Raw genomic sequence first — 1,411 nt, forward strand, 5'->3', positions numbered from 1 at the left:
CAATTTTATTAAGAAAAGCAATAGGATTAGTTACAGTTAACAGCACCTGTGGGTTATCAGCACTTATCCATGGATTACCAGTAATAGCGTTAAGCAATGCTCATTATGATATACAAGGTTTGACTTTTCAATATGGGTTAGACCGTTTTTGGAAAGAAGGACAGAAACCTGATATTCTGTTATTTGAAAAATATCGAAGTTATTTGTGTAATAAATCCCAAATTAAGGGATCTATTTATTATAAGGATTTTAAACTTAATATTAGTCTATAGATATTATATATGAGTAAACTTACTAAATTTTTAAAAAATCCTCAAATATTTTTCAGAGATTATTTTATAAAAAAATATCCGTTGTCTTTTGATGAGCAAAATCATGATGTTTTTGAGGAAGATATTTTAATTACAAATGATTTTAAATTATATAACATAGATATTAATACAAGTTGTGACCCTGTTGATGTTGTTATTACTTGGGTTAATAATTACGATCCAAAATGGGTAAAAAAATTAGAATACTATAAAAATCAGCAAAACATAAATGTAGTGAACCCAATATCTATAGATAATGCGAGATTTGAAAATCATGGCGAATTATTTTATGTAATTAAAAGCATTAATCTTTTTATGCCATGGGTACGAAATATATTTTTAGTTACAGATAATCAAATTCCAGAATTTACATTACCTAATAAAGTTATTGTTGTTGATCATAATCAAATAATAGATAAAACATATCTTCCGACATTTAATTCTCATGTTATTGAAGCCCATCTTCATAATATACCTAGCTTATCTGAGAATTTTATTTATTTTAATGACGATGTTTTTGTCGCTAGAGAATTACCAAAATCTCACTTTCTAAGTGGGAATAATTTAACATCTCTATTTTTAAATAAAAGAAACTTAGATGATATGCTTAAAAAAGGTGTAAACACACCTACATTAGCAGCATGCTTAAATTCCAGGCAATTATTATTAAAAAAATATGGCAAAAATATAAATATTCCTTTAGTCCATACTTACGTACCATTGAAAAAATCTTATTTTAAGTATGCATGGTCTTATTTTAGTAAAGATATCAATGGATTTATCAGTAATCGTTTTAGAGCTAATAATGATATTAATTTAGCAACTTTTTTAATACCATGGATGATGTATCTTGAGGGGCGGTCAATATTGGCTCGAGATATCTGTTATTATTTTAATATTCGCTCAGCATTTGCTAACACAAACTATAATATTTTAAGTCATAAAAAGAAAAAGAAAATATTACCGCACTCTATTTGTGCTAATGATTTTAGTACACAAAAAGCATCTTTGTTATACGATAAAAATAATTTAATGATATTTTTGAAAAGTTTTTATAGATAATATAAAAAATATATTTCATTATATGGAATAAAAAGTAA

At 25.6% G+C, this 1,411-nt stretch carries 2 protein-coding genes; both read left to right on the forward strand.

The annotated features are described in order from the left end of the window. The coding region (locus A9G40_RS07810) for a capsular polysaccharide export protein, LipB/KpsS family (protein WP_442902720.1) at window positions 1-272 on the forward strand (272 nt) is incomplete at its 5' end. Between the two features lie 9 nt (window positions 273-281). Beyond that, complete coding sequence (locus tag A9G40_RS07815) at window positions 282-1,373, forward strand: stealth family protein (RefSeq protein ID WP_065582594.1); 1,092 nt, start codon at window positions 282-284, stop codon at window positions 1,371-1,373. The last annotated feature ends 38 nt before the right edge of the window (window positions 1,374-1,411 follow it).

This window comes from Gilliamella sp. Nev3-1 (genome assembly GCF_001690435.1).
In the GTDB taxonomy this organism is placed as follows: domain Bacteria; phylum Pseudomonadota; class Gammaproteobacteria; order Enterobacterales; family Orbaceae; genus Gilliamella; species Gilliamella apicola_C.